The following is a 21,391-nucleotide window of genomic DNA, read 5'->3' on the forward strand; positions in this document are numbered from 1 at the left end:
CCACGCACCGTTAATCGCGCTGGCCGGAAAGAGGCGGTCGCCCGCCCGGGCTCCCCTCTAGTGTTCCCTTCATCGGAGAGCCGAACCCGCCGCACCAGGGGGGGACAGAGCCGGAAGGCTCGGGTCCTGGTGCGCGGACTCCCGGGTGACCGTTCACACCTGGTCATCCGGTTGCCGGGCCCTGGATCGGGGGAGGGCCCGGCGATCTCCGGTGTGATGGGACGCCCGCGTCAGCCCGCGGGCCGGACCGTGATCTGGCCCGCGGGGGCGGCCGGATCACGAGAGCGGGCGTCCCGTCCCGTCCCACCCCGCCTTCAGCCGGGGACCGCTCCGGCCGGGGACCGCCCGGCCTCCGGGGGCGCCTCCGCTTCGAGCCGGGGACCGCTCCAGGCGGGGGCGCTCCCGCTCTGAGCCGAGGGCCGCCCGGCCGGCGGGGACCAGCCGGCCGGCTCCCGGCGCGGTGTCAGCGGGCGAAGCCCGCGGCGTCGCTGTCGCGGAGCTTCTTCAGCAGCTCGATGTCCTCACGGTGCTTGTCGACGCCGCCCGGGGTCTCGATGCAGAGCGGCACTCCGGCGGACACCGGGTGACGCATCAGCTCGGCGAAGGGCTCCATGCCGATGTGGCCCGCGCCGATGTTCTCGTGCCGGTCCTTCTTGGAGTCGCACACGTCTTTGGAGTCGTTGGCGTGGATCAGCTTGAGCCGTCCCGGGGCGATCGCGTGCAGCGCGTCGAGGGTCTCCCCGACGCCCTCGGCGGTCGACAGGTCGTGGCCGGCGGCGAAGGCGTGGCAGGTGTCCAGGCAGATCCCCGCCTTCGGGTGCCAGTCGAGAGCGGCGAGATAGGGCTCCAGGTCCTGGACGGTCGCGCAGAGCATCGCGCCCTGCCCTGCCATCGGCTCCAGCAGCAGGTCCGGGCCGTCGTCGGGGATCTCCTCCAGGAGGGGGAGCAGGTGCTCGTGCAACTGGCGCAGGGCGTCCTCCCGGGGCTGGCTCACCGCCGATCCCGTATGGATCACCATGCCCGCGGCGCCGATCGCGTGGGAGCGCAGCAGGCCGTGCCGTACGGTGGCCACCGACTTCTCCAGCGTGTCGGCGCTGGGAGAGCCCATGTTGATGAGGTAGGGGGCGTGCACGAAGGAGAGCATGCCCGACTCGACGAGCCTGGCGTCCTGGACGGGGTTGCCCGCGGCCAGGGACCAGCCCCGCGGGTTGCTGACGAACACCTGGATCATCTCGGCGCCGATGTCCGAGGCGTACTGCAGGCCGCCCTTGGCCAGGCCGCCGGTGACGGACACCTGTCCGCCGATGAGGGAGAGAGAAGTCATGATGCCGCCAGTTTAGGCGCTGGGGCCGACACTTCCCCGGCCATCGGGCCCGCGTCCCCTCCCGGCGATCCGCGGCGGCAGGCGCCCTGACCGGTCCACGGACCGGGCAGTTGGAGCATGACACGAAAACCCAGGGCAAACCTTTATTCCACTTGGGAGTTCTCGCTGCTGGACCCCGTACGGCGGCGGTGTGTGTACTGCTCACATGCCGAACGTGAATTCCGCAGCATCGGCGGCGGGGCTGGCCGGCTTCAACGCGCTCGGCGCCGCCGAGGCCGAGGCGGAGCTGCTGGCGTGCTGCGCCTGCCGGGCCTTCGCCCGCGCGGTGGCCGCGCGGCGCCCCTACCCCGACCTCGCCGGGCTGACCGAGGCCGCCGGCGCCGCCGTACGCGATCTGGCCTGGCCGGACGTCCAGGAGGCGCTGGCCGCGCATCCTCGGATCGGCGAGCCGCCCCGCGACGGCGGCCGGGCCGCGCCTCCGCCCCCGGCCGGAACCGGCGAGCCGCCCCGCGACGGCGGCCGGGCGGCGCGGGAGACGTCCTGGTCCCGGCAGGAGCAGTCCGGCGTGGACGCGGCCGGCCGGGCGGTGCTCGACGGGCTGGCCGAGGGCAACCGCGCCTACGAGGAGCGGTTCGGCCACGTCTACCTCGTCTGCGCCACCGGCATGACGGCCGAGGAGATGCTGAGCCGCCTGCGGGAACGGCTGCGCAACGACGACGCGGCCGAGCGCGACGTCGTCCGGGCCGAGCTGGCCCGCATCACCCGCCTGCGCGTGGCGAAACTGCTGGGAGACGCTCGATGAGAGACGCGGGGACAGGCGCCGTGACGGCGCGGAGGCCGCAGGCGGGCGGGGCCGTCCGCACGAGGCGGAGGGATCTCGGATGAGCCTGTCCACGCACGTCCTGGACGCCGCGCTGGGCAGGCCCGCGGCCGGCGTCGCCGTACGGCTGGAGCGGGCGGGCACGGTGCTCGCCGAGGGCGTCACCGACGCCGACGGCCGGATCGGGGGCTGGCAGTCCGGGGAGGGCGCGCACCGGCTGGTCTTCGACACCGGCGGCTACTTCGCCGCCCGCGCGGTGGACGCCTTCTACCCGGAGGTCTCGATCGACTTCACCGTCGGGGACCCGGACGAGCACTACCACGTGCCCCTGCTGCTGAGCCCGTTCGCCTATTCGACGTACCGAGGGAGCTAGGCATGGCCGTCATTCTCGGCCCCAACCGCTACGGCAAGGCGGAGACCCGGGTGGTCCGCGTCGTCAGGGACGGCGGCGTCCACCACATCAAGGACGTCAACGTCAGCTCCGCGCTCTCGGGCGACATGGACGAGGCCCACCTGAGCGGTGACAACACCGCGATCCTGCCGACGGACACCCAGAAGAACACCGTCTACGCCTTCGCCCGGAAGTACGGCGTCGACCAGATCGAGGACTTCGCGCTCCTGCTGGCCCGCCACTACGTCGGCTCCCAGCCGGCCGTCCACCACGCCCGGGTGGAGATCGAGGAGTACTTCTGGGACCGCATCCCCGCCCAGGGGCCGTCCGGCGAGCGGCACTCCTTCGTCCGCTCGGGCAGGGAGGTGCGCACCTGCGTCGTCCACCACGACCGGGACGGGACCACCACCGTGCTGTCCGGCCTGAAGGACCTGGTGGTGCTCAACTCGACCGGCTCGGAGTTCCACGGCTTCGCCGTGGACGAGTACACCACCCTCCAGCCCGTCACCGACCGCATCCTGGCCACCGAGGTGTCGGCCGGGTGGCGGCACGTCTCCGACGGCTCCCCGTTCGGCAAGTCCTACAGTGAGGTACGGCGATGTCTTCTGGAGGCGTTCGCCGAGACCCACAGCCTGTCGTTGCAGCAGACGCTCTACGCGATGGGCAGGCGGGTGCTGGAGACCCGCGGCGAGATCTGCGAGGTGCGCCTGGCGATGCCGAACAAGCACCACTTCCCGGTGGACCTGACGCCGTTCGGGCTGGACAACCCGGACGAGGTCTTCTACGCCGCCGACCGTCCCTACGGGCTCATCGAGGGCGCCGTGCTCGACGACGACGCCCCCGCCGCCCGGTTCGCATGGGAATGAGGATGGAATTCCTGCGACCCGCCACGTGGGCGGCGGCACTGGAGGCCAAGGCCGCCATGCCCGGCGCGGCGCCCATCCAGGGCGGCACCGACATGATGGTGGAGATCAACTTCGACGTCCACCGGCCCGACGCGCTGCTCGACCTGAACCGGGTCGCCGAGCTCACCCGGTGGACCACCGAGGAGGACGGCCGGCTCCGGGTCGGCGCGGGCGTGCCGTACACGCGGCTGATCGACGAACTCGGCGACCGGCTGCCGGGCCTGGCGCAGGCGGCGCGCACGGTCGGCTCCCCGCAGATCCGCAACCGCGGCACCGTGGGAGGCAACCTCGGCGCGGCCTCGCCCGCAGGCGACAGCCACCCGCCGCTGCTGGCCGGGGACGCGGTCATCGAGGTCGAGTCCGCCGCCCGGGGCGTGCGGATGATCCCCGCCGCGGAGTTCTACCTCGGGGTCAAGCGGAGCGCCCTGCGGTCCGACGAGCTGATCCGGGCGTTCTGGATGAGCCCCGCGAGCGGCCCGCAGTACTTCTCCAAGGTCGGCACCCGCAACGCCATGGTGATCGCGGTCTGCTCGTTCGCGATCGCGCTCCACCCCGGCGAGCGGAGGGTGGGCACCGGCATCGGCTCGGCCGCCCCGACCCCCCGCCGGGCCGTCGCGGCCGAGGAGTTCCTCGCCGCCGAACTCGACTGGGACGCCCGGCTGGACCCCGAGGTGCTCAGGCGCTTTGGCGAGCTGGCGTCGGAGGCGGCCTCACCGATCGACGACGTCCGCGGCACCGCCGGCTACCGCGGGCACGCCATCGGCGTGATGGCGCGCCGCACCCTGACCTGGGCATGGAACGAGTTCCGGTCCGGGCACCCCGGAAGGAGGGCGGGCTGATGCGTGTCAGCTTCACCGTCAACGGCCGTGCGGAGACGGCCGACGACGTCTGGGAGGGCGAGAGCCTGCTGTACGTCCTGCGCGAGCGGATGGGCCTGCCCGGCTCCAAGAACGCCTGCGAGCAGGGCGAATGCGGCTCGTGCACGGTCTACCTCGACGGCGTCCCCGTCTGCGCCTGCCTGGTGGCGGCCGGTCAGGCCGAGGGGCGGGAGGTCCGCACGGTCGAGGGGCTCGCCGAGGGCGACCGGCTCGACCCGGTCCAGGAGGCCTTCGTCGAGTGCGGCGCCGTCCAGTGCGGCTTCTGCACCCCCGGCCTCGTCGTCCAGGCCCACGACCTGATCGAGCGGATCCCGCGGCCCTCCGACGCCGAGATCCGCGAGGCCCTGGCGGGCAACCTGTGCCGGTGCACCGGCTACGAGAAGATCCTCGACGCCGTACGGCTCGCCGCGGCCCGGAAGGCGGCGGCCCGGTGAACGGGCGGGCCGAGGAGCGCGGCCCCGCGGGCGGGCGGGCCGTGCGACGCGGTGGCGGGAGCGGGTGGGGACGGGCGGCCGAGCGCGGCGGCGCGGGCCGGGGGCACCGCGGCGGGGAGCGGCGATGAGCGTTGTTCTGATGGAGAACGTCCACATCGCCCCGGTCGTGGGCCCGGAGATTCCCTCCGGTCACATCCACGTCGAGGGCGACAGGATCGTGGCGCTCGGTCCCGGGCCCGCCCCGGCCGTCCCGGGCGCCACCAGGATCGACGGCACGGGCTGCCTGGCCACCCCCGGCCTGGTCAACACCCACCACCACCTCTACCAGTGGGCCTCGCAGGGCCTGGCCCAGGACGCCACGCTCTTCGAGTGGCTGGTGGCGCTCTACCAGGTGTGGGCCGCCATGGACGCCGAGGTCGTCAAGGGCGCGGCCGGCGCGGGCCTGGGCTACCTGGCCCTGTCCGGCTGCAGCACCTCCAGCGACCACCACTACGTCTTCCCCAAGGGCCGCGGAGACCTGCTCGCCGCGGAGATCGAGGCGGCCCGGGACCTGGGCATCCGGTTCCATCCCGCCCGGGGGTCGATGGACCGGGGCGCCTCCCAGGGCGGCCTTCCGCCGGACGTCGTGGTCGAGAGGCTCGACGACATCCTCGCCGCGACGGCCGAGGCCGTCGACGCCTACCACGACCCGTCCTTCTCCTCGAAGCTGCGCGTCGCGGTCGCCCCGTGCTCGCCGTTCTCGGTCAGCGCGGACCTGATGACCGAGGCCGCCGCGCTGGCCAGGTCCAAGGGCGTGCGCCTGCACACCCATCTCGCCGAGACCCTCGACGAGGAGGAGCACTGCCTGGCCCAGGTGGGCCTGCGCCCGGTCGACTACATGGAGGAGCTCGGCTGGCTCGGCCCGGACGTGTGGTTCGCCCACGCCATCCACCTGAGCGACTCCGACATCGACGCGTTCGCCCGGACCGGGACCGGCTCCGCGCACTGCCCGAGCTCCAACGGCCGCCTCGGCGCGGGCATCGCCCGGGTGTCGGAGATGCTCCGGCGCGGGGCGATCGTCGGCCTCGGGGTGGACGGCAGCGCCTCCGCCGAGCTGACCTCGCTGTCCGGGGAGATGCGCCAGGCCCTGCTGTTCCAGCGGGCCAGGTACGGGCCGGCCGCGCTCACCGCCCGGCAGGCCCTGGAGATCGCCACCCTCGGCGGGGCCCGGAACCTGGGCCGCGAGGCGGAGATCGGCTCCCTGGAACCGGGCAAGCTCGCCGACATCGCCCTGTGGCGGACCGACGGCGCCTTCGCCTCGGCCGTCACCGACCCGGTCTGCACCCTGGTCTTCGGCAGCCGCCAGCCGCCTCTGGCGCGCCTGCTGGTGGGCGGCGAGACGGTCGTCGAGGACGACGAGCTGCGCACGGTCGCCCAGGACGAGCTCGGCCGGGCGGGTGGCGAGGCCCACCGCCGTCTCATGCGCCTGGCCGGGGAGCGGGGCTTCGCCGCCGGCGGGCAGGTGTGATGATGGTCGTCCATCACCGGGTTCCGGAACGCGCTCATCCCGGCCCGCGCCGGGCGGGAGCGCGTGTCCGCCGATTCTCCATCAGGGAGCAGGGTTGTCTGAGTCTTCGGGACATGTCGTCATCGCCCCGGACAAGTTCAAGGGGTCGCTGACCGGAGCCGAGGTGGCCGCCCGCGTGGCGGCGGGGCTCGGCCCGGATGTCGTCACGGTCGCGCTGCCGGTGGCCGACGGCGGCGACGGCACCGTGGACGCGGTCGTGGCCTGTGGCTTCACCCGCGTCGAGGTCGAGGTCACCGGTCCCACCGGGCAGCCGGTCCGCGCCGCCTACGCCTGGCGCGAGCCCGCCGCGGGGGGCGCGCGGCGCCCGGCCGGCCCGGGTTCCCCGGCAGACCTGGGTTCCCCGCCGTCCCCGGCCGGCTCGGGTTCCCCGACGTTCCCGGAGGGTCCGGGGTCTTCGCCGTCCCCGGCCGAGGTGCCGACGGCCGTCATCGAGCTCGCCGAGGCGTCCGGCCTGCGCCGCCTGCCCGGTGACCCGCAGGCCCTGACCGCGACCAGCTACGGCGCCGGCGAGCTGATCGCCCACGCCGTACGGCGCGGCGCCCGGCGGATCGTGCTCGGGCTCGGCGGCAGCGCCTGCACCGACGGCGGCGCCGGCATGATGCAGGCGCTGGGGGTCCGCTTCCTGGACGCCGGAGGGCAGGAGCTGCCGCGTGGCGGCGCCGCCCTGCGCGCCTTGGAAAAAATCGATAAATCCGGACTTATCGCGATCGATGGCGTCGAGTTCGTCGTCGCCAGTGACGTGGACAACCCCCTCCTGGGCCCGTACGGCGCCGCCGCCGTGTACGGCCCGCAGAAGGGCGCCGGACCCGAGGAGGTGAAGGTGCTCGAAGGGGCCCTGGCCAGGCTCGCCGCCGTCGCCGCGCACACCCACGGCCTGGCCGGCGCCATCGAGCACGACGGGATCGTCCGTCCCATGGGCGTGGCCGCCCAGCCGGGGGCGGGCGCCGCCGGGGGAGTGGGCTTCGCCGCCCTGGCCTTCCTGTCCGCCGAGGTCCGCCCCGGCATCGAATACCTGCTCGACCTGCTCGGCTTCCACGACCTGCTCGACGGCGCCCGCCTGGTCATCACCGGCGAGGGCTCGCTGGACGAGCAGACCCTGCACGGCAAGGCCCCCGCCGGGGTCGCGGCGGCCGCCGCCAAGGCGGGAGTCCCCGTCGTCGCGGTCTGCGGACGCCGCGCCCTCGGCGACGAGGAGCTGAACGCGGCGGGCATCACGGCCGCCTACGCGCTCACCGACATCGAGCCCGACCCGGCCGTGTGCATGTCCGAGGCGGGCCCGCTGCTGGAGCGGCTCGCACGCGAGGTCGCGCGCGGACACCTTTGACGAGGGTCCGGCCGCCGGACCGTTCACGCCGCACCGGGCGCGGACGGCCCGGCCGGCCGGGCACCGGGACGTCCGGCTGCCGGGCGGGGAGATCGAGAGGCGATGAGCGTGCGGGCCGAAGACGTGGCGGACCTGGTCATCCGGTCCCGCAGGGCCGTGCTCCCGGAAGGGGAGGGCCCGGCGGCGGTGGCCGTACGGCGGGGCAGGATCGCCGGCCTGCACCCCTACGACGCCGTCCTGGAGGCCGCCGAGCAGGTCGACCTCGGCGACACCGCGCTGCTGCCCGGCCTGGTGGACACCCACGTGCACGTCAACGAGCCCGGACGGACGCACTGGGAGGGCTTCGCCTGCGCCACCCGGGCGGCCGCCGCGGGCGGTGTCACCACGATCGTGGACATGCCGCTCAACTCGCTGCCGCCGACGGTGAACGTGGCCGCGCTGACCGGCAAGCGGAGCGCCGCGGCCGGGCAGTGCCTGGTGGACGTGGGCTTCTGGGGCGGCGCGGTCCCCGGCAACGTCAAGGATCTGCGGCCGCTGCACGAGGCCGGGGTGCACGGTTTCAAATGCTTCCTGTCGCCGTCCGGCGTGGCGGAGTTCCCACCGCTGGACGTGGACGGGCTGCGGGCGGCCATGGTGGAGATCGCCTCCTTCGACGGCCTGCTGATCGTCCACGCCGAGGATCCGGAGCTGCTGGCCGAACCGGCGGGCCCCGGCTACGCGGAGTTCCTCGACTCCCGTCCCGGCCGGTCGGAGCGCCGTGCGGTCGAACTGGTCGCCGCGCTGGCGGGGGAGACCGGTGTGCGGGCGCACATCCTGCACGTGTCCTCCGCGCTCTGCCTGGAACCCTTGGCCAGAGCGCGGCGGGAGGGCGTCAGGATCACCGCCGAGACCTGCCCGCACTACCTGACGCTGACGGCCGAGGAGGTGCCGCGGGGCGCGACCGAGTTCAAGTGCTGCCCGCCGATCCGGACCTCCGCCAACCGCGAGCAGCTCTGGCAGGGGCTCGCCGACGCCGTGCTGAGCTGCGTCGTCTCCGACCACTCACCCTCCACCCCGGACCTCAAGGTGCCCGACTTCGCCGCGGCCTGGGGCGGGATCTCCTCCCTCCAACTGGGCCTGGCGGCCGTGTGGACCGAGGCCTCGCGGCGCGGGCACGGCCTCGGCCAGGTGGTCCGGTGGATGGCCGCCAACCCCGCGGCACTGGCCGGCCTGGACGGCAAGGGCGCCATCGCCGTGGGCAACGACGCCGACCTGGTCGCCTTCGACCCCGACGCCGGCCACACCGTGGACGCGGCAACCCTGCACCACAGGAACCCGGTCACGCCCTATCACGGCAGGACGCTGCGCGGCGTGGTCCGCGCGACCTGGCTGCGCGGCCGGGTCGTGGGCGACACCCCCGGCGGAGAGTTCCTGCGCCCCTCCCCGGCCGGGGCACGCTCTCCGGGACCGGAACGCGCCACAGAAGAGAGGCCCTCACCGTGAGCGGATTCACCGCACTGCCCGACCTCGCCCTGCGCACCCTCGGCGGCTCGGTCGTCGCGGCCAACGACGAGTCGTTCGCCGCGAGGGAGAGCCTGATCCGCCCAGGCCGCCCTGCCTTCCAGGCGCACACCTTCGGCCCCAAGGGGCAGGTCTACGACGGCTGGGAGACCCGGCGGCGGCGCGAGCCCGGTCACGACTGGGCCATGATCCGGCTCGGCCTGCCCGGCGTGATCCGCGGCGTCGTGATCGACACCGCGTGGTTCACGGGCAACTACCCGCCCCACGCCTCCGTCGAGGCGGCCGCGGTCGAGGGCTACCCCACGGTCGCCGAGCTGGAGGCCGCCGAGTGGGTGGAGATCGTCCCGAGGAGCGCCCTCACGGGTGACGCCGAGCATCTGTTCGACGTGACCGACGGGCGGCGCCACACGCATGTCCGGCTGAACATGTTCCCCGACGGCGGCATCGCCCGGCTGCGCGTGCACGGCGAGGTCAGGCCCGATCTGACCCTGTACGACGGCCTCGGCCTGGACCTGGCCGCGCTGGCGAACGGCGCGCTGGTCACCGGCTGCTCCAACGAGTTCTACTCCTCGCCCAACAACGTCATCGCCCCCGGCCTCGCCCGGCACCAGGCCGAGGGCTGGGAGACCGCCCGCCGCCGCGACGAGGGCAACGACTGGCTGCTGATCCGCCTGGCGGGCGCCGGCGTCGTCAAGCTCGCCGAGATCGACACGACCAACCTGCTGTTCAACGCGCCGGGATCGGTCTCGATCACCGGAACCGCCGGCGGGGACACCTGGTTCGAGCTGCTGCCCAGGACCCGCCTGCAGCCCGACACCTCGCACCGCTTCCGCCTCGGCGACGTGCCCGCCGCCACCCACGTCCGGGTGGACGTCTACCCCGACGGCGGCCTCGCCCGCGTCCGCCTGCACGGCTTGCTCAGCGAGCGCTGACGGGCCCTGAGCGGCGCCTCGCACGCCGGCTCAGTGCCAGAGGGTCACCTCAGTTCCGGGGGGAGCCTGCTGCCCACCCGGCGGGATCTGGGCCAGGACTACGCCCCGGCCCGGACCTTTTTTTATTTTCACCCTCATCCCCGCCACGCGCAGTTCCTCACGGGCCGCCTTGACGTCCTTGAACATCACGTTGGGAATGACGATGATCTTGTCGTCACCGCCGCCGCCGCCGTTGTCGCCGTCGTTCTCCCACGGCCAGCGCCACCCGCCGTTGTCGCACTGCGAGAGGGTGAGCCGGACGACGGCGCCCTTGTCGATCTCCGCGTTGGGCTGGGGATCCTGGGCGATGACCGTGCAGGGCTGGGCGGCGTCGGTCTGCTCGACGAACTGGGGGTTGAAGCCGGCGCCGCGCAGCATGGCGTCGGCCTGGTCGCGGGGCATGCCCTTGACGTCCGGCATGACCAGGCCCGCGCTCTTGACCAGGTTGACCTTGCTGCCCTCCCGGACCTGGTTGCCCACGGCGGGGCTGGTCCGCATCACCTGGCCGCGCGGCACGGTCTCGCTGGGCTGCTTCCTGACGTCGTTGACGACCAGCCCGACCTCGGCCAGCTTCGTCCGCGCGCTGTTCTCGTCCATGCCCACGACGTTGGGCACGGCGACCCGCTTGGGACCCGCCGAGGCGATGAGGACCAGCTTGGTCTTGCCCTCCGTCTCGGTGCCCGCCACCGGGTCGGTCCGTAACACGGTGCCCTTGGGCACCTTCTCGTCGTTCTCCGCCTTGCCGACCTCGACCAGGAAACCGAGCCTCCTGGCCTCGCCCTCGGCGATGGTGATGTTCTTGCCGACCAGCGAGGGCACCGTGACGGTGGTGGTCTGGGAGAACATCCAGCCGGTCACCCCGACCGCGATCACCATCACCACGGCCAGCGCGATCAGGAACCAGTTGGGCCGGAAACCCCGCCGCGCCCGGGGCGCGGCGGGCTCGGCGACGTCGGAGACGGGGCTGGTGAGCAGCTCGACGCGGGGCTGGATCAGGGTCTGGTTGGCCGGCGGTGGCGCCGCGTCCGGGCGCTGCGGCGGGCCGACCGGGACGGACGGCGCCGACCCGCTCTCCCTGGGCAGCATCCGGTGCGCGTCCACCGCGGCGACCAGCAGCGCGGTGGCGTCCGCCGGGCGGGTCGCGGGGTCGCGGGCCGTCGCCTGCGCCACCAGCGTGTCCAGCAGCGGCGGGGTGCCCGGCAGCAGCGCCGAGGGCACGGGCACGGTGTCGTGCACGTGCCGGTAGGCCACCGACATCGGGGTGTCGCCCTCGTACGGCTGGCGGCCGGTGAGGAGCTCGAACAGCATGATCCCGGCCGAGTAGACGTCGCTGCGGGCGTCGGTGGCGCCGGAGGTCACCTGTTCGGGCGACATGTAGCCGATGGTGCCGATCATGACGCCCGTCCGCGTCTGGTTGGTCGCCTCGATCGCGCGGGCCAGGCCGAAGTCCACCACCTTGACCCGGCCGTCATCGCTGAGCAGTACGTTCTCCGGTTTGACGTCCCGGTGGACCAGCCCGGCCTGGTGCGCGGCGCCCAGTGCGGCGAGCACCGGGATCATGACCTCGAGGGCCTCGCGGGCGGGCAGCCTGCCCCGGGCACGGAGCACGTCGCGCAGGGTGCGCCCCGGCACGTACTCCATCGACAGGTAGACGTTGTCTCCGTCGGTGCCCTGGTCGAAGACATGCACCACGTTGGGGTGCGAAAGGCTCGCGACCGACTTCGCCTCGCCGATGAACCGCCGCACGAACGAGGGGTCCTCGGCGAGGGAGCGGTGCATCACCTTCACGGCGACCGTGCGGTCGAGCCGGATGTCCAGAGCCAGATAGACGGTCGCCATGCCGCCCCGGGCGATCCGGGACTCAACGCGGTAACGCCCGTCGAGGAGTTTCCCGACTAGGGGGTCCGTAAGCGTCGTGTCCACCCGGCTGAGTTTACGGGCGATTTGGCGCCCGCAGGGTCCCGGTGTTCCAAACCGATGCCGAGAAGTTGACTGTTTCCTATGGATTCATCGGGGACGACGCCTCCGCGTAGCGCCGCCGGGGGATCCGCCCCGCCAGCCGGGCCTGGCGGCCCGCGACGACCGCCGAGCGCATGGCCTGCGCCATCAGGTCCGGCCGCTGCGCCCGGGTCACCGCCGTGGCCAGCAGCACCGCGTCGCACCCCAACTCCATCGCCAGCGCCGCGTCACTGGCCGTGCCGATCCCGGCGTCCAGGATCACCGGCACCTTCGCCGACTCCACGATGAGTTCGATGTTGTGCGGGTTGCGGATGCCCAGCCCCGAGCCGATCGGCGCGCCCAGCGGCATCACCGCCGCGCAGCCGGCCTGCTCCAGCCTGCGCGCCAGGGCCGGGTCGTCGCCGATGTAGGGCAGCACCACGAACCCGTCGGCGACCAGCCGCTCGGCCGCGTCGAAGGTCTCGATCGGGTCGGGCAGCAGGGTCCGCTCGTCGGAGATGACCTCCAGCTTGACCCAGTCGGTCTCCAGGGCCTCCCTGGCCAGCCTGGCGGTCAGCACGGCCTCCCCCGCGGTGAAGCAGCCGGCGGTGTTCGGCAGGACCTTGATGCCGCGCCTGCGCAGTACGTCGAGCACGGAACCCGGCGCGGACGGGTCCAGCCGCCGCATCGCGACCGTGGTCAGCTCGGTGCCCGAGACGGCCAGCGCCTGCTCCAGGATCTCCAGCGAGGGCGCGCCCCCGGTGCCCATGATGAGACGGGAGGAGAACTTCTCCCCGCCGATGGTCAGATCGTCGTCCACGTCCCTCAACCTCCCTGTACCGCGGTGAGCACCTCGACCCGGTCGGCCTCCACGAGCGCGGTGGAGTCCCACGAGCTCCGCGAGACGACCTCGTCGTTGACCGCAACGGCCACGCCGCTCCTGGCCCCGGTCAGCCTCTGCACGGCCTGCGTCACGGTGGCCCCGGAGGGCAACTCGTGCGCGGTGCCGTTGATGGTCACTTTCATCGATGCTCCCGGAAGCGGAGTGGTGAGCAGATCTCCAGCAGTTCCGGCTCCGCCTCGCCGGAACAGAGGTCGGCGGTGAGCGGGGCGAGCAGCACCCCGCCCCGGTGGTGCCCCGTGGCCAGGGACAGGCCCGGCAGGGCGGTGGGCCCCACCAGCGGCAGGTTGTCCGGGGTGCCGGGGCGCAGGCCCGCGACCACGTCGGCGAGCTCCAGCTCCGTCACGCCGGGGACCAGCTCCCGCGCGTCGCGCAGCAGCTCCCACAGCCCTCCGGCGGTCACCCGGGTGTCGAAGCCCATCTCCTCCTGGGTGGCCCCGACGACCAGCTCCCCGTCGCCACGCGGCACCAGGTAGACGTGCGAGCCGTGCACGACGCCCCGCACGCACCGCCGGAGGATCGGCTCGGGGGAGCGCAGCCGCATGATCTGGCCCTTGACCGGCCGCACCGGCGGCAGGACCTCGGGCGGCAGCCCCTCCAGCGCGCCCGACCAGGCCCCGGCCGCCAGGATCACCCGCGCGGCGCCGACGGTCCCGCCGCCGGCCAGCCGTACTCCTGTGACCGCGCCCGCGGCCGTCTCCAGCCCCGCGACCCCGGCCCGGATCTGCGCGCCCCCCCGCCGCTCCAGGGCTGTCAGGAGGGCCCTGGTGACCTTCCTGGGGTCCACCCACGCGTCCGCGCCGGCCAGCAGGCCGCCGCGGACCGACGGCGCGAGCATCGGCTCCAGGCGGCGGCACTCGCGGCCGGTGAGCCGCTCGGCGGGCAGTCCCAGCTTCTCGACGAACGCGGCGAGGTCGTCCAGCACCGCCAGGTCGTCGGCGCCGAAGGCGACGTCCAGCGTGCCGTCGGTGCGGTAGTCGAGGGCGTGACCGCTGTCGGCGGTGAGCTCGGCCGCGAACGCCGGCCACCTCGCCAGGGAGGCCAGGCCCAGCCGGAGGAGGGGCTCCTCGGTGTAGGTGACCTCGCTGACGGGCGCCAGCATGCCCGCCGCCGCGTGCGAGGCTCCCGAGGCCGGGGCGGGATCGACCACCGCCACCGAAAGCCCTCGCCTGGCCGTACGCCAGGCCGCCGAGAGCCCGACCACGCCCCCGCCGATGACGAGGACGTCGAAACGGTGCGCCATACGTGCTCCGCTCCCTTCGCCGGCATGACCCGGATCAGGTTCGTGGCGGTCGAGGGCCCGCTTGCGGCCGCGCTCGGCCCGCCGTCGGCCCCGTGTCGTGCTCGTTCGCGCCTGTGGCGCGACGTTCTCGCACGTCACCGAGCTCACCGCGGTCCTCGTCGCTCCGCAGCCCTCCTCTCAGCCCGGTGCGTTCCGGGCTCCCGCGCGTCTTGTCCCTCCCACCCTAAGGGCTGGCACAACACTCTTATCGCGCTCGGTGTGAGCTAAATACCGTTTTCGTTATCAAACCGCGTTGGCAGCGGGTCGGCCCGGCCGCTTAGGCTCGTGAGTTGTGAATCATGTCGTGGTGGTTGGCGCCGGCCTGGCCGGTGTGCGGAGTGTCGAGGCGCTACGGGCCCGCGGGTTCGGCGGCACGATCACGTTGATCGGTGAGGAGACGCACCGGCCCTACGACCGTCCACCGCTGTCCAAGAGCGTCCTGCTGGGCGAGACCGACTCCACGGTCGTCGACTCCGACCTGGACGCCCTGGAGGTCGACTTCCGCGCGGGCGTGGCCGCCAAGGGGCTGCGCGAGGGCGTGGTGGAGACCACCGAGGGCGAGCTGGCCTACGACGGACTGGTCATCGCCACCGGCGCGCGCCCGATCCGGTTGCGCGGCGACGGCCCGCAGCACGTGCTGCGCACCATCGACGACGCGCTCGAACTGCGCGCGCTGCTCGTCCCCGGGACGAAGGTCGCCGTCATCGGCGCGGGCTGGATCGGCGCCGAGGTCGCCACCGCCGCCCGCAGGGCGGACTGCGAGGTGACCGTCGTCGAGGCCGCCGGCGTCCCGCTGAGCGCCGCCCTCGGCCCCGTGGGCGCGCACACCGTCTCCTGGTACGCCCGGGCGGGTGTGGACCTGCGCCTGGGCACCGCGGTCGCCTCCGTCGACCAGGGCGGGCTGACCCTGGCCGACGGGTCCGCCGTCGAGGCCGGCGTGGTCGTCACCGGCGTCGGCGTGCGGCCCTCGGTCGAGTGGCTGGCCGGCTCCGGCCTCGAACTCGAGAACGGGGTCGTCACCGACGAGCACCTGCGCACCTCGCTGCCGGGCGTGGTCGCCGTGGGCGACTGCGCGGCGTGGTGGTCGCGCCGCTACGGCCGCCGCATGCGGGTCGAGCACTGGGACACCGCGCTGGGCGCCCCCGACGTGGCCGTGGCCGCGCTGCTGGGCGACGACGCGGTCTACGACCCGGTGCCCTACTTCTGGTCCGAGCAGTTCGGCCACATGGTGCAGTACGCCGGCCACCACGACGGCGAACGCCTGGTCCTGCGCGGGGATCCGGCCGCCGACGCCAAGTGGGCGGTCTGCTGGGTGGCCGACGACCACAGGCTCACCGCGGTCCTCGCCGTCAACCGCCCCCGAGACCTGGTCCAGGGCCGCCGCCTCATCGAGCGCGGCCGGCGGCTCGACGTCGAGCGCCTGGCCGACCCTGCGGTAGCGTTGCGCGACTGTACGGCGGCGTAACCTCGCCGCCGGGTGTTTGGCGAAGGGCTCGATGTGGTAGTGGTGGATTCGTGACGCTTTCTGTTGCGCAGATCGACCGGGAAACCGACCAGCTGGTGGGCGAGTGGCTCACCCTGAGTGAGGTGGCCAGGCGGCTCAACCTCAGTGCCGGTCGTGCCAAGCAACTTCTCAAGGACCGCAAGCTCATCGGAGTCCGGCGGGGAGGCGGCGAGCCTCAGGTCCCCGCCGCGTTCCTCGGGGCCGACGACGTCGTCAAGGGCCTGCCGGGCACGCTCACCGTGCTGCTCGACGCCGGATACAGCGACGTCGAGTCACTCCGGTGGCTGTTCACCCCGGACGAGACCTTGCCGGGGTCGCCGGTGGACGCGATCGTCGCGGGCCGCCATACCGAGGTCAAGCGGCGTGCCCAGGCCCTCGGTTTCTGACGCCCGCCTCTACCTGTGCACCGACGGGCGCCGTGACCGGGGAGATCTCGCCGACTTCCTCGACGCGGCGCTCTCGGGCGGGGTCGACATCGTGCAGCTGCGCGAGAAGGGCCTGGAGGCGCGCGAGGAGCTCGCGCTCCTGGAGGTCTTCCGCGCGGCCTGCGACCGTCATGGCAGGCTGCTGGCGGTCAACGACCGGGCCGACATCGCCTACGCGGCCCGTCCCGACGTGCTCCACCTCGGCCAGGACGACCTGCCGGTGCCGGTGGTGCGCGACATGCTCGGCGACGACATCCTCATCGGGCGTTCCACTCACGCCGACGAGGAGGCGTCCGCCGCGGCCGTCGAGCCCGGTGTCGACTACTTCTGCTGCGGCCCGATCTGGCCGACGCCCACCAAACCCGGGCGGCACGCCGCGGGACCCGGCCTGCTGCGGCACGCCGCGTCCCTGGACACCGACCGGCCCTGGTTCGGCATCGGCGGCATCGACCTCGCCAACCTGGACGAGGTCATCTCCTACGGCGTGCGCCGGGTCGTGGTCGTGCGGGCGATAACCGAGGCCGACGACCCGAAGGCGGCCGCCGAGGAGTTCCAGCGGAGGCTGGCCGCCGCGGGCTGAGGGGCGGCGGTCCCGACGGCGGACCCGGATCGGGCGGCCCATGGCCGTCCCCGGCCGGGCGCGCCGGACCGGGACGGGTGCCTTGCGGGGCGGTCCGCCGCCGACGGGCCGGGGGCCTGACCGGGCGCCCGCCGCCCGGACCGCGTCAGGTGCGGCGGGAGGTGGCGGCCACGGCCAGGTCGGCCAGGGCCGCGCGGGCCTCCCCGGTGATCGGGGCGTCGTCCAGCGAGGTCAGGGCGTCTTCGAGATAGTTCTTGATCATTCCCTCGCACGCGACGAGCGCCCCGGTCTCCGCGATGATCTGGCGGAGCCGGTCGATCCCGGCCGCGTCCAGCGCCGGGTCGCCGAGCGTGCCGCGCACCGCCTCCGCCTGTGCGGGGGAGGCCACGGCGAGCGTGCGGGCGACGAGCATCGTCCGCTTGCCCTCCCGCAGGTCGTCACCGGCGGGCTTGCCGGTCTCGGCAGGGTCGCCGAACACCCCGAGGATGTCGTCGCGGAGCTGGAAGGCGATGCCCACGGACCGGCCGTACTCCGCGCAGAGCCGGTCGATCCACGGGGCGCGGTCCCGCACGGCCAGCACCAGGCCGAGCCGGAGCGGCTGCTCCACCGAGTATCTGCCGCTCTTGTAGAGGGCGACCCGCAGCGCGCTGTCGAAGGTGTTCTCGCCGTGGGCCTGCTCCAGCAGGTCCAGGTACTGGCCGCACATCAGCTCGGTGCGCATGTGGTCGTGGACCTGCTGGGCCGCCGCCAGCGAAGCGGGGGGCAGGCCGCTGCCGCGCCACATCTCGCCGGACCAGATGAGCATGAGGTTGCCCAGCAGGATGGCCGCGCCCTCGCCGAACTGCTCGGCGGAACCGTGCCAGTCCGCCTTCTCGTGCAGCGCCTGGAACCTGCGGTGCGCCGACGGCATGCCCCGGCGCAGGTCGCTGGCGTCCATCACGTCGTCGTGCACGAGGGCGCTGGCCTGGAGGAGCTCCAGCGACGCGGCGGCGGTGAAGAGCGCGGGATCGTCGTCCCCGCCCGCGCCGCGCCAGCCCCAGTAGCAGAAAGCCGGCCGCAGACGCTTGCCGCCCGCCAGGAACTCCTCGGCGGCGGAGATGAGAGGGGCCACCTCGGGCACGCCGAGCTGGGGTCGCTGCCGCTCGATGAACTCTTTGAGAGAACGATCCACTTCGAAGCGGATGGTATCGAGCGCGGCGGCGGAAGTGGTCATGCACTGACATTATCTGGCCAGACCGACGACTCCTATCTGCAGAGGTGGGTGTTTCGTCCCCTGTTCGTGGTTGTGGCGGCCGGCGGGGCGGCCAGTACCCTAGGGACATGGCTCTGGGTCGCCCGTCAATCCTTCCCGACCGCGTGCCCACCGTCCGCGAGCTTCTCGCCGCCGGTGGCCGGTCGTTCTCCTTCGAGTTCTTCCCTCCGAAGACCGACGAGGGAGAGCGGCAGCTCTGGCGCGCCATCCGGGAGCTGGAGGCGTTGCGTCCCGCCTTCGTGTCGGTCACCTACGGCGCCGGCGGCGGCACCCGCGACCGCACGGTCGGCCTCGTGGAACGGCTCGCCCACGAGACCACGCTGACCCCGGTGGCCCACTTCACCGCCGTCGACCACTCCATCCGCGAGCTGCGCCACCTGGTGGGCCGCTTCGCGGACGCGGGCGTGCGCAACATCCTGGCCGTGCGGGGCGACCCGCCCGGCGACCCGGCGGGGGAGTGGGTGCGTCACCCCGAGGGCGTGCTCTACGCCGACGAGCTGGTCCGGCTGATCCGCCAGGCCGGCGACTTCTGCGTCGGCGTGGCGGCCTTCCCCTACAAGCACCCCAGGTCGGGCTCGGTGGAGGCCGACACCGAGCACTTCGTCCGCAAGTGCCGTGCGGGCGCCGACTACGCGATCACCCAGATGTTCTTCCGGGCGGACGACTACCTGCGGCTGCGCGATCGGGTGGCGGCCAAGGGCTGCGACACCCCGATCATCCCCGGCATCATGCCCGTCACGCAGATGAGCACGATCGCCCGATCCGAGCAGCTGTCCGGCGCGCCGTTCCCCGCGGAGGTGGCGGCGCGGTTCGAGGCCGTCGCCGACGATCCGGCCGCCGTGCGGCGGCTGGGCGTCGAGCACGCCGCCGAGCTCTGCCAGACCCTGCTCGACGAGGGCGTGCCCGGAATCCACTTCATCACCTTCAACCGCTCCAGCGCGACCCGTGAGGTCTACCAGGCACTCGACGTCGCGCCGGCGAAGGCCGCGCTGACCGTCTAGCGGGACCGGGGCGAAGGCCGCGCTGACCATCTGGCGGGACCGGGGCGAAGGCCGCGCTGACCGTCTGGCGGGACCGGGGCGAAGGCCGCGCTGACCGTCTGGCGGGACCGGCGGCCCCGTCCGGCGGGCTGGGGTCCTCGCGCTTTCCCACTCCGGCGGGCACGTCACCCGCCGGAGCGCGAGCGGCCGTCCAGGGCGGGCCGGAGCCGCTGCCCGCGGGATCTCCCGGAGGGCCTACCCTCTCAGCGGGAGCACGGCTCCGAGGATCGCGTAGCGCTCGTAGCCGCCCGGGAAGACGAACTGGGTGAGCAGGTCGACGAAACCGACGCTGCGGTAGAGGTGCCGGGCCGCGGTGGGCTGGTCGCGGGTGGACAGGACGGCGGTGCGCTCCGGGCGGCCGGCGCACATGCCCACGACCAGCGCCCGGCCGATGCCCTTGCCGTGGTAGTCGGGGTGCACGTGGATCTCGGCGAGTTCCAGGGCGTCGCCGAGCCAGCCGCGCGCGCTGCCCTCGCCGTTCCGCTCCGCGATGGCCCGGTGGACGACGTCGTGCCACCACTGCCCGGCGGCCCCGTGGAAGCCGTAGGCGAGGCCCACCGGCGTCCCGTCGGGACGCTCGGCGAACAGGCAGGTGAATCCCGGGTGGACGGCGTGGTTCCCCATGATCGTCTTCCGGCCGGGAAGCTGGTCGACGGGCGGGTTCATCGCCGCGATGTAGATCTCCAGGACCGCGTCCAGCCGGGTGGTGAACTCATCGGGGCCGACCCGTCGCAGTCCGATCACGCCACGCACCCTAGCAGGGCAGACATTGCCCGGGGTGTTGAAAGGCGCGTAAGTGATGTTTAGTAATTTTCATAAATTACTAGAGCGCTTTTTAATCGCGGGCACGTACGGGACGGCGGCCGGCCGCGCTCCCCGGTCACCGTTCCACCTCCACCGGGGTGCCGCCGGTGATGCGGACCAGTTCGGCGAAACTGGTGGGGAAGACCGTGTGCGGATGGCCCGCGGCGGCCCAGACGACCTCGTACCTGCCGAGCCAGGTGTCGACCAGCGTCCTGAGCGGGGCCGGGTGGCCGATCGGCGCGACGCCGCCGATGACCTGACCGGTGGCGGCGCGTACGAACTCCGGGGTGGCCCGCTTCACCTCGGCCGCGCCGACGGTCTCCGCGATCAGGCCGGTGTCCACCCGGTGGGCGCCGCTGGTGAGCACCAGGAGCGGCGCCCCGTCGGCGTCGAAGACCAGGCTGTTGGCGATGGCGCCGACCTCGCAGCCGAGCTGCGCGGCGGCGGTCGCGGCGGTCGGGGTGGCCTCGGCGAAGACGACGATCTCGCCGGAGACGTCGTGCTCGCCCAGGACCGCGGCGACCTTCTCGATGTTGGGATGCAACTTTTCTGGCACGCGGCCACTCTAAACAGATTGACCATTGATTACCGCTTCATCACCTCTGGCGGAGACAAGCGGTTCATCCACTATGGTCTCTTGGTTCGGACATCGGTGACACGAGGGGATGATTTTACGTGGGGGTTGACCGGCGGCTCGGAGTGGCCGCGCTCATGACGGCGGGGGCCGTGCTCGTCTCTTCGCTCGGCTCCCTCGGCGTCGCGAACGCCCAGGCCGCCCCCTCGGCGGCCCGGGTCGTCGTGGCGGAGGCCGGAGCCGCCGCGTTCGTCGCGCCCGGCAGGACGCTCAAGCTCGGCGCCAAGGGCGCCGAGGTCAAGGTGCTTCAGGCCCGGCTGAAGGAGCTCGGCTACGCGCCCGGAAAGATCGACGGCCGGTACGGCGGGGCCACCCAGGCCGCGGTCTGGGCCTTCCAGAAGGTCAACGGCGTCTCGCCGACCAGCACCGTGGCGCGCAGGACCTGGAACGCCCTGGAGGCGCCGAAGGCGCCGAAGGTGCTGGTGCCCAACGGCAAGCCGACCCGGGTCGAGATGAACCTCGCCAAGCAGGTGATGGTCCTCTACGTCGACGGGCGGGTGAAGCTGATCAGCCACACCTCCTCCGGGAGCGGGATCCCGTACTGCGAGACGGCGAACTGGAACGGCAAGGTCCAGCGCTTCTGCGGCGACGCCCGCACGCCGACGGGTGACTACAAGACGACCTGGCGCAGGGACGGCTGGCACAAGTCCTACCTCGGCCAGCTCTACAACCCGATCTTCTTCAACGGCGGCATCGCCTTCCACGGCGCGCTGTCGGTGCCGCTCGCCCCGGCCTCGCACGGCTGCGTCCGGCTGCCGATGAACGTGGCGGGGATGCTCCCCGGCCTGCTGGGCAAGGGCGTCCCGGTGCACGTGCGGGGCAGGTTCGTCCGATAGCCGCAGGTCGAGGCCCCGGGAGATCCTGATCTCCCGGGGCCTCGCCGTCTCCATGAAGATCGAACCTTTGTTCGCCGCTTT

Annotated in this window: 22 protein-coding genes; 14 read left to right on the forward strand and 8 right to left on the reverse strand. The window is 73.2% G+C overall.

Annotated elements, in window-relative coordinates; translation table 11 throughout:
• Positions 1–463: 463 nt before the first annotated feature.
• Positions 464–1,324, reverse strand: coding sequence for a deoxyribonuclease IV (locus tag BM085_RS13500; protein WP_093887335.1), 861 nt, complete (start codon positions 1,322–1,324; stop codon positions 464–466).
• Between the two features lie 205 nt (positions 1,325–1,529).
• On the opposite strand from BM085_RS13500, the gene uraD reads away from it, so the two are divergent.
• From uraD to alc, 9 genes are all read left to right on the forward strand, one after another.
• Entirely contained in the window at positions 1,530–2,126 is a 597-nt protein-coding gene (gene uraD, locus BM085_RS13505; RefSeq protein ID WP_093887336.1) for a 2-oxo-4-hydroxy-4-carboxy-5-ureidoimidazoline decarboxylase, read from the forward strand.
• Positions 2,127–2,205: 79 nt separating this feature from the next.
• Entirely contained in the window at positions 2,206–2,517 is a 312-nt protein-coding gene (gene uraH, locus BM085_RS13510; RefSeq protein ID WP_093887337.1) for a hydroxyisourate hydrolase, read from the forward strand.
• Between the two features lie 2 nt (positions 2,518–2,519).
• Positions 2,520–3,401, forward strand: a complete 882-nt coding sequence (pucL, locus tag BM085_RS13515; RefSeq protein WP_093887338.1) for a factor-independent urate hydroxylase — start codon at positions 2,520–2,522, stop codon at positions 3,399–3,401.
• A gap of 2 nt (positions 3,402–3,403) precedes the next feature.
• Entirely contained in the window at positions 3,404–4,279 is an 876-nt protein-coding gene (locus BM085_RS13520) for an FAD binding domain-containing protein (protein WP_093887339.1), read from the forward strand.
• Positions 4,279–4,752 carry a (2Fe-2S)-binding protein gene (locus BM085_RS13525; RefSeq protein ID WP_093887340.1) on the forward strand — a complete coding sequence of 158 codons (474 nt, stop codon included), beginning with the start codon at positions 4,279–4,281 and terminating at the stop codon, positions 4,750–4,752. Before BM085_RS13520 ends, BM085_RS13525 begins: the two co-directional genes overlap by 1 nt.
• Positions 4,753–4,876: 124 nt before the next feature.
• On the forward strand, positions 4,877–6,259 hold the full coding sequence (locus BM085_RS13530; RefSeq protein WP_177245092.1) for an 8-oxoguanine deaminase: 1,383 nt from the start codon (positions 4,877–4,879) through the stop codon (positions 6,257–6,259).
• 94 nt (positions 6,260–6,353) lie between these two features.
• Positions 6,354–7,643: a glycerate kinase gene (locus BM085_RS13535; RefSeq protein WP_093887341.1), complete on the forward strand. Its 1,290-nt coding sequence runs from the start codon at positions 6,354–6,356 to the stop codon at positions 7,641–7,643.
• Positions 7,644–7,745: 102 nt separating this feature from the next.
• Entirely contained in the window at positions 7,746–9,125 is a 1,380-nt protein-coding gene (gene allB / locus BM085_RS13540) for an allantoinase AllB (protein ID WP_093887342.1), read from the forward strand.
• The gene (alc, locus tag BM085_RS13545; RefSeq protein WP_093887343.1) at positions 9,122–10,075 is read left to right on the forward strand and encodes an allantoicase; all 954 of its coding nucleotides are present in this window, start codon (positions 9,122–9,124) and stop codon (positions 10,073–10,075) included. Before allB ends, alc begins: the two co-directional genes overlap by 4 nt.
• A gap of 30 nt (positions 10,076–10,105) precedes the next feature.
• On the opposite strand, the gene pknB is transcribed toward alc, so the two are convergent.
• The 4 genes from pknB to thiO all read right to left on the reverse strand — a co-directional run bounded on the left by pknB (position 10,106) and on the right by thiO (position 14,196).
• Positions 10,106–12,037: a Stk1 family PASTA domain-containing Ser/Thr kinase gene (gene pknB, locus BM085_RS13550; RefSeq protein ID WP_093887344.1), complete on the reverse strand. Its 1,932-nt coding sequence runs from the start codon at positions 12,035–12,037 to the stop codon at positions 10,106–10,108.
• A gap of 76 nt (positions 12,038–12,113) precedes the next feature.
• Positions 12,114–12,872, reverse strand: coding sequence for a thiazole synthase (locus BM085_RS13555; RefSeq protein WP_093887345.1), 759 nt, complete (start codon positions 12,870–12,872; stop codon positions 12,114–12,116).
• Between the two features lie 5 nt (positions 12,873–12,877).
• Complete coding sequence (gene thiS / locus BM085_RS13560) at positions 12,878–13,078, reverse strand: sulfur carrier protein ThiS (RefSeq protein ID WP_093887346.1); 201 nt, start codon at positions 13,076–13,078, stop codon at positions 12,878–12,880.
• Positions 13,075–14,196: a glycine oxidase ThiO gene (gene thiO / locus BM085_RS13565; protein WP_093887347.1), complete on the reverse strand. Its 1,122-nt coding sequence runs from the start codon at positions 14,194–14,196 to the stop codon at positions 13,075–13,077. Before thiO ends, thiS begins: the two co-directional genes overlap by 4 nt.
• 331 nt (positions 14,197–14,527) lie before the next feature.
• Between thiO and BM085_RS13570 the strand changes: the two genes are divergently transcribed.
• The 3 genes from BM085_RS13570 to thiE are packed head-to-tail and all read left to right on the forward strand — an operon-like array spanning position 14,528 to position 16,744.
• Complete coding sequence (locus tag BM085_RS13570) at positions 14,528–15,700, forward strand: NAD(P)/FAD-dependent oxidoreductase (RefSeq protein ID WP_093887348.1); 1,173 nt, start codon at positions 14,528–14,530, stop codon at positions 15,698–15,700.
• 50 nt (positions 15,701–15,750) lie between these two features.
• The gene (locus BM085_RS13575) at positions 15,751–16,125 is read left to right on the forward strand and encodes an Rv2175c family DNA-binding protein (protein WP_031162748.1); all 375 of its coding nucleotides are present in this window, start codon (positions 15,751–15,753) and stop codon (positions 16,123–16,125) included.
• A complete protein-coding gene (gene thiE / locus BM085_RS13580) occupies positions 16,103–16,744 on the forward strand; it encodes a thiamine phosphate synthase (RefSeq protein ID WP_093887349.1) in 642 nt (213 codons plus the stop codon). The genes BM085_RS13575 and thiE overlap by 23 nt, the downstream gene beginning before the upstream one ends.
• A gap of 145 nt (positions 16,745–16,889) precedes the next feature.
• Here the strand turns inward: thiE and BM085_RS13585 are convergent, their stop codons facing one another.
• The gene (locus BM085_RS13585) at positions 16,890–17,957 is read right to left on the reverse strand and encodes a polyprenyl synthetase family protein (protein ID WP_093887350.1); all 1,068 of its coding nucleotides are present in this window, start codon (positions 17,955–17,957) and stop codon (positions 16,890–16,892) included.
• A 107-nt stretch (positions 17,958–18,064) separates the two neighbouring features.
• Between BM085_RS13585 and metF the strand changes: the two genes are divergently transcribed.
• Positions 18,065–18,997: a methylenetetrahydrofolate reductase [NAD(P)H] gene (gene metF / locus BM085_RS13590; RefSeq protein ID WP_093887351.1), complete on the forward strand. Its 933-nt coding sequence runs from the start codon at positions 18,065–18,067 to the stop codon at positions 18,995–18,997.
• Between the two features lie 234 nt (positions 18,998–19,231).
• On the opposite strand, the gene BM085_RS13595 is transcribed toward metF, so the two are convergent.
• Together BM085_RS13595 and BM085_RS13600 are read right to left on the reverse strand one after the other, a co-directional pair.
• Entirely contained in the window at positions 19,232–19,780 is a 549-nt protein-coding gene (locus tag BM085_RS13595; protein WP_177245094.1) for a GNAT family N-acetyltransferase, read from the reverse strand.
• 136 nt (positions 19,781–19,916) lie between these two features.
• A complete protein-coding gene (locus tag BM085_RS13600; RefSeq protein WP_386431360.1) occupies positions 19,917–20,396 on the reverse strand; it encodes a YbaK/EbsC family protein in 480 nt (159 codons plus the stop codon).
• A 119-nt stretch (positions 20,397–20,515) separates the two neighbouring features.
• Here BM085_RS13600 and BM085_RS13605 point away from each other — a divergent pair, with 119 nt between their 5' ends.
• Positions 20,516–21,310 (forward strand): L,D-transpeptidase family protein, encoded by a 795-nt coding sequence (locus BM085_RS13605; RefSeq protein ID WP_093887353.1) that lies wholly within the window; start codon positions 20,516–20,518, stop codon positions 21,308–21,310.
• Positions 21,311–21,391 lie beyond the last annotated feature (81 nt).

The organism is Streptosporangium canum (genome assembly GCF_900113865.1).
Taxonomy (GTDB): Bacteria; Actinomycetota; Actinomycetes; order Streptosporangiales; family Streptosporangiaceae; genus Streptosporangium; species Streptosporangium canum.

Coding starts and splice junctions, on each gene's coding strand:
- BM085_RS13500 (WP_093887335.1), bottom strand. CDS start 1,324: ATGACTTCTCTCTCCCTCATCGGCGGACAGGTGTCCGTCACCGGCGGC.
- uraD (WP_093887336.1), top strand. CDS start 1,530: ATGCCGAACGTGAATTCCGCAGCATCGGCGGCGGGGCTGGCCGGCTTC.
- uraH (WP_093887337.1), top strand. CDS start 2,206: ATGAGCCTGTCCACGCACGTCCTGGACGCCGCGCTGGGCAGGCCCGCG.
- pucL (WP_093887338.1), top strand. CDS start 2,520: ATGGCCGTCATTCTCGGCCCCAACCGCTACGGCAAGGCGGAGACCCGG.
- BM085_RS13520 (WP_093887339.1), top strand. CDS start 3,404: ATGGAATTCCTGCGACCCGCCACGTGGGCGGCGGCACTGGAGGCCAAG.
- BM085_RS13525 (WP_093887340.1), top strand. CDS start 4,279: ATGCGTGTCAGCTTCACCGTCAACGGCCGTGCGGAGACGGCCGACGAC.
- BM085_RS13530 (WP_177245092.1), top strand. CDS start 4,877: ATGAGCGTTGTTCTGATGGAGAACGTCCACATCGCCCCGGTCGTGGGC.
- allB (WP_093887342.1), top strand. CDS start 7,746: ATGAGCGTGCGGGCCGAAGACGTGGCGGACCTGGTCATCCGGTCCCGC.
- thiS (WP_093887346.1), bottom strand. CDS start 13,078: ATGAAAGTGACCATCAACGGCACCGCGCACGAGTTGCCCTCCGGGGCC.
- thiO (WP_093887347.1), bottom strand. CDS start 14,196: ATGGCGCACCGTTTCGACGTCCTCGTCATCGGCGGGGGCGTGGTCGGG.
- BM085_RS13585 (WP_093887350.1), bottom strand. CDS start 17,957: ATGACCACTTCCGCCGCCGCGCTCGATACCATCCGCTTCGAAGTGGAT.
- metF (WP_093887351.1), top strand. CDS start 18,065: ATGGCTCTGGGTCGCCCGTCAATCCTTCCCGACCGCGTGCCCACCGTC.